The sequence below is a fragment of the Clostridium porci genome (assembly GCF_009696375.1).
In the GTDB taxonomy this organism is placed as follows: Bacteria; Bacillota; Clostridia; order Lachnospirales; family Lachnospiraceae; genus Enterocloster; species Enterocloster porci.
Window position 1 is genome coordinate 1 of sequence record NZ_VUMD01000043.1, and the last position, 5,757, is coordinate 5,757.

The 5,757-nt window shown below is 43.7% G+C and carries 8 protein-coding genes; all 8 read left to right on the plus strand.

Features of this window, described 5'->3' with window-relative positions; all coding sequences use genetic code 11:
• Positions 1–1,712, plus strand: a 1,712-nt coding sequence (locus tag FYJ39_RS20055; RefSeq protein ID WP_328597585.1) for an RHS repeat-associated core domain-containing protein, incomplete at its 5' end; no start/stop codon positions are given.
• On the plus strand, positions 1,712–2,119 hold the full coding sequence (locus FYJ39_RS20060) for a hypothetical protein (protein ID WP_154474078.1): 408 nt from the start codon (positions 1,712–1,714) through the stop codon (positions 2,117–2,119). The genes FYJ39_RS20055 and FYJ39_RS20060, both read left to right, overlap by 1 nt.
• Positions 2,120–2,123: 4 nt before the next feature.
• On the plus strand, positions 2,124–2,561 hold the full coding sequence (locus FYJ39_RS20065; protein ID WP_154474079.1) for an NADAR family protein: 438 nt from the start codon (positions 2,124–2,126) through the stop codon (positions 2,559–2,561).
• 84 nt (positions 2,562–2,645) lie between these two features.
• Positions 2,646–3,095 (plus strand): COG3415 family protein, encoded by a 450-nt coding sequence (locus tag FYJ39_RS20070; protein WP_195840490.1) that lies wholly within the window; start codon positions 2,646–2,648, stop codon positions 3,093–3,095.
• The gene (locus FYJ39_RS20075) at positions 3,043–3,573 is read left to right on the plus strand and encodes an IS630 family transposase (RefSeq protein ID WP_195840491.1); all 531 of its coding nucleotides are present in this window, start codon (positions 3,043–3,045) and stop codon (positions 3,571–3,573) included. The genes FYJ39_RS20070 and FYJ39_RS20075 overlap by 53 nt, the downstream gene beginning before the upstream one ends.
• A gap of 148 nt (positions 3,574–3,721) precedes the next feature.
• Positions 3,722–4,267, plus strand: coding sequence for a hypothetical protein (locus FYJ39_RS20080; protein WP_154474081.1), 546 nt, complete (start codon positions 3,722–3,724; stop codon positions 4,265–4,267).
• Between the two features lie 215 nt (positions 4,268–4,482).
• Entirely contained in the window at positions 4,483–4,719 is a 237-nt protein-coding gene (locus FYJ39_RS21115; protein WP_328597586.1) for an RHS repeat-associated core domain-containing protein, read from the plus strand.
• 373 nt (positions 4,720–5,092) lie between these two features.
• Positions 5,093–5,275, plus strand: a complete 183-nt coding sequence (locus FYJ39_RS20090; RefSeq protein ID WP_154474082.1) for a hypothetical protein — start codon at positions 5,093–5,095, stop codon at positions 5,273–5,275.
• Positions 5,276–5,757 lie beyond the last annotated feature (482 nt).

Below are 5,757 nucleotides of genomic sequence, written 5' to 3' on the forward strand. Positions count from 1 at the left end.
AGCATCCATGCATCCGGACCTACCGCTATGACAGCATCGGTCGTCTTATGCAGGCGGTCAGCGACGGCCATTCCTATGAGTACCAGTATGATGAAAAAGGCCGCTTGAAGGAGAAACGCTCCAGCGGAAAGCGTCTGGTTTCCTATGAGTATGACCCGGCGGGGCGTATCAGGAGCATGACCGACCCGGCAGGCGTTACCACCCGCTATGAATATGACCTTCTGGGCCGGATGAACCGCATCCATTCCAAAGAGGGGATGGAAGTGTGCTATGAGTATGACTGCCTGGACCGCATCACGCAGCTTGCCTATGGGAATGGAGTGGAGACGGAATACCGGTATGATGGGTCTGGGAACATAGAAACGCTGGAAACGAAAAAAGGGGAACGAATCCTCTTAAGCTTCTGCTATGCATATGACGGCAACGGGAACCGGATCCACAAGAAGGGGAGACAGCGCCTGCCAGATGGGACGGAGAGGGAAATAGATATTTCCTATGGGTATAATCTCCGCAACCAGCTGGCGGAGGAGACACGGAACGGGGCAGCCACCAAGTATTCCTATGACGCAGCGGGCAACCGGCTCAGCAAAGAGGATTGTGAAGGTGTAACCGAATACCATTACAATGAAAAGAATCAGGTAATTCTTTTAGAAAGCCCAAGCGGTAAAAAACAGTTTACTTATAGCCGGCAGGGAAGTATACTGACAGAAGAAGGAGCGGAGGGAACCAGGAGGTACGTTTACAACAGCAGGAACCAGCAGATCCGGGTTGAGTGGAAGAGAGGGATTCAAGAGAACCGCTATGATGCAGAAGGCCTGCGGTACGAAACGGAGGAAAATGGTCAGAGGTTCCGCTTTGTTTATCATAATGGGGAACTGCTGTATGAAGGAGGAGACAGAGAAGAAACCAGCTATCATACCGGCGCAGGGATTGAGGGCTTTAAGAGGAATGGGGAGCGCTTTTACTACCATCAGGATGAGCAGCTAAGTGAAGCCCTAATAACCGATACCGGGGGAAGGATTCAGAACCATTACCAGTATGACGCGTTTGGTGCAGAGCTGAATGCAATGGAGCGTATCCCCAACCGAATCCGCTACACGGGGCAGCAATATGACCAGGCAACAGAGCAGTATTATCTGAGAGCCAGATACTATAACCCGATCCTGGGAAGGTTTATGCAGGAGGATGAGTACCTGGGAGATGGTCTGAACCTGTATGCGTACTGTGAGAATAACCCGGTGGTGTATTATGATCCCAGCGGATATAGTTCATATGAGGCTAAAGTTGGCAGTGGGATTGGTGATGAGGGGGGGAGTAAGAGTGGTAGTTCTTCGAAAACTGTTTACAGAGGTGATAGAGCTAGTGTTGTTCCAGAGGATGTATTCCAAAATGGTTTTAGTCCTAAAGGAACACATAATGATGCATTACTACATACTAAGAGTAATGCTACTGCTGGTAATTTTGTTTCTACTTCTGGTGATATGTCTATTGCTACAGACTTTGGAGGTAAAAATGGTTATGTATATGTAATACAAACCGATAATTATGTTGATATAAATGCTATATATGGAGCAGGTGCATATTTCCCAGAGCAGATGGAGTTTTCAATACCAGGGGGAATAAAACCGTCTGAAATTGTTGGTGCATATAAAAAACAAGGCGGAAAAATCGTAGGAGATTTTATACCTAATCCTAATTTTGGAGGAAATTAATGGAAAAAGAAACATGTAATATTATATGCATAGAGAAAGACCAAGAAAGAAATGCAATAATTGAATTAACAGAAAATGAAGATACTGTTACAATTAAGTTTTCTGTCGGAGAGTTAGTATTAACAAAAGAAGGAGATAATTATTTTGAGACATTAATCAAACTAAGAGAAGAACTCGAAAAAATGGATATTAAATTGTTATGTAAAGGTTGTTGTAAAAATGTTTATCCATCAGGAATGTTACTTAATATGGGTGCAGGACGTAACGCATATACATTAATATATGGTGAACAAGCAAAAAGGAATTCGTTAGTAGATATATTTGATACTTGTTTATTGGATGAATATGCAACTATACAGGAACAATCAGAGTATTTTGAGAATTGGATACTTAGTTTAAGGAGATGATTGGATGGCAATATACTTTTATAAAATCAATGAAGAGTATGGCTGTTTTTCAAATTTTTCTCATCATGGCTTTGAGTTGGATGGGAAATGGTGGATGACAAGTGAACACTATTTTCAAGCACAGAAGTTTTATGGAACAGAATATGCAGAAATAATTCGTTTGTTGGACAATCCTATGAAAGCAGCTGAAATGGGAAGAAATCCCAATTTACCGTTAAGAGAAGATTGGGAAGAGGTTAAAGATGATATTATGAGAAAAGCAGTATATGCTAAATTTTCTCAGAACATTGAATTGAAAAACATATTGCTTAATACAGATTCAGAATATATCGTGGAAAATACATCCAATGATTATTACTGGGGATGTGGAACAAATGGTTCTGGAAAAAATATGTTAGGTATTATTTTGATGGAGATAAGAGAGAAGTTGAAGCTTTCGTAAGGCGGATTATTGATTTATAGCAACCCAAGATAATACTGCACCCACTTGACATAGGGTTTATGATAGAGTCAAGAGGTGATCACTATGCTACATAATGAAACACGTAAACTGCTCATTGATGCCTGGAATAAAACACATAATGCAAGGGAAGTCGCAGAATGCTTTTCCGTAAATACCAGCACTGTTTACCGTCTGGAAAAAAGAATGCGGGAAACCGGCTCCGTGGAAACCAGGCTCTCTTTGCGTGGGCGCAAGCCTGGCCTCAGCCAGACGGATCTCCAGAATATTGACCGGATCATACAAGAACAGCCGGATATTACAATCCATGAAATACGGGAGGGACTCCGGCTGCAGGTAAGTGATGAAACCGTCCGCAAGGCCGTCCTGAAACTCGGATATGTTTACAAAAAGAAGTCTCTTCATGCTTCGGAACAGGGGCGTCCCCGATGTCAGGTACAAAAGGGAGGCATGGAAAAAACATATGTCGGAGAGCGGCATAAACAGCCTGGTATTTCTGGACGAAAGCGGTATTAATATCAATATGACAAGGCATTATGCCCGTTCAAAAAGAAACGAGCGGGCAGTGGACAGCACGCCGTTAAACACGCCATGCAATACTACGGTTCTGTCATCCATCCGGCTGAATGGAAGGACGGCTTATACCGTCTACCAGGGAGGAACAACCGCAGAGCGCTTTGCGGAATATCTGGAGAATACTTTAATACCAACCTTATCCAGGGAGGATATTGTCGTCATGGACAACATGCGCTCCCACCATGCAAAAATAGTAAAACAGGTATTGGACACATCCGGGATCAGATACCTTTATCTGCCGCCTTACAGTCCGGATCTAAACCCGATAGAAAAAATGTGGTCAAAGATCAAGGCATATCTGAGGAAAGAGAAGATCCGTATCGTGTCAGGATTACCCGATGCAATAGAAAGAGCGTTTTCAATTGTCACTGTCTCGGATTGTTTGGGGTGGTTTCGTTCGTGTAATTATGTGCAATAATTTATTGGATTGCTATAGGTCTCCACATAAGGATATTCAAAGTTTTAATTTAATAGGAAATATAAGAGTCAGCTGATTGTTCATGATATCAGCTGGCTCTTGCATTATGTAATATTTTTTCTAATATCCGTCCACTGGAACTGATGCCATGGACCGGTTAGTGAAGGAGGACAGGCCGGAGGGAGGAGAGGAATACAGCTACGACCTAAACGGAAACCGTCTTACCAGGACCAGCTACCACTATGCCCTAAAGGGGGAAAAGGGGGAAACCGGGTTTGTGTGTGCTGTCGTTGACGCTAAGGAGAACTATTGCTACAATGAAGGCAACCAGCTGATTGAGCGAAGAAGGGGTAAGGAGACCACCTGCTACACTTACGATGCCAACGGGAGCCTGGTCAAGGAAGTGACCCAAAAAGAGCAGCCGGAAGAAGGAGCAAAGGGAGGGAAGAAGAAGGAGCAGGCCACCCTTTACCACTACGACTTCTTAAACCGGCAGGAGAAGGTGGAGCTGGCAGAAGGGAAAAGCCTGACGGCTCATTACGATGGAGAAGGATTACGGGCAGGGCTGACCACCCGGGAAGGGGAAAGCTATACCTTCCTGTATTACCAGGGAGAGCTGATCCGGGAGGAGAAGGCAGGAGAGTTCTACCGAAGCTATCTTTATGGCCATGGGCTTGCCGCTTTGGAAAGCTAGGATAACCATTACCACAGCTGCCACGAAAATGAGCAGGGAAGTACCATCTATCTGACCAACCAGAGTGCAGAGACCGGTAACTACTATGATTATGATGCCTTTGGAAACCTTTTACGAAGCCAAGGAAATGTGCCGAACCACTTGCTCTATGGCGGGCAGCAGTACGACCCGGAAGTGGGGAGTATTATCTCCGGGCAAGATATTATAATCCTGTTGTGGGCAGGTTCACGCAGGAAGACCCTTACCGGGGAGACGGGCTAAACCTGTATGCATACTGTGTAAATAATCCAGTTACCTATTACGACCCAAGCGGTTATGTTTGCAATTTCAATGCTCAGGCGGAAGAAAATGCGGTTTGGGAAAATGCCACGTTACAGGCAGATGAGCCAAGCAGAACGCGAGGGAATATTGGGGGGGGGGGGCATCAAAGACTAAAGCAGATTTTTATGTAACACCGAGTGGAGACGTGATTCCTTCTACAGGGTATAGGTATGTATCAGAGAATGCACCCTATCTTAATGATATGTCAGAATCCATGATGATACCTGCCAACAATAATGGAACTTATTTATCATTTGATAATTATGATATTGCAAACCCCGGAGCGCTACAAGTACCACATGATGCGTCTGTTAAAGTGAGTTTTGATACATTACAGATTATTGATGATATTAATATTGGGGCAAGGCATCCCATTTAGAGCCTATTACAAGTGATTTTCCACAATTTGGGGCAGGTGGTGCAACTCAAGTTATCACTCATAGTCAAATTAATATAGACACTATCACGCCGTTACCAAAAAACTAGAGGAGGTTCCATACGATTATGTATACACCGACAGAAAAGGAAAAAAGAAATTGTATTCGCATTGTAGGAAATATATTTAATATTAGCAATGACGATGAATGCAAAAAATATTGTGATAAAATTTTTAAGATAGCGTATTCAATTGGAGGAGATTACAGTGAAAAAACTCTTGAATCTATTGCAGAAGCTTTAATAAAATAAAAAATTAACGTGGTATTCGCCCGACTTTGTCGGGCGATGTCCCCAGAGGTTATGCGTTTTCCAGCATAGCCTCTTTAACCTGCACACATTTCGACCCTACTATTTTTCTCAATTTTCAGAAAAAAGTGGTTGTTTCACATCGGGTCAACGAGCCGATATATCTGGTTCATGGTACATCTTTTCGAGTTCGGCCGGAAAAGGGCAACACGGGCGGTCACGGTGCGTCACAGGGGCAAGAGAATTGCGGCGAGCGAGCGGAAGGAAACAACTCACGGATAAATTCGTCTGTCTGCCTGAAAATGATGGCAGGATTCTATCTGCATAGGTTTGTACCCGGTAGTTTCTCTGAAGAAAGCCTGGAAATGGCTTAAAATTGTGCTTTTTGGCCGTAACAATGCAGGAAACCAGCATAAAGTTTTTGGAGAATCCGCAAAAAGGTATTCAAAAAACAGGGGTATCCAGCATAACAATTTTGCGGCTCC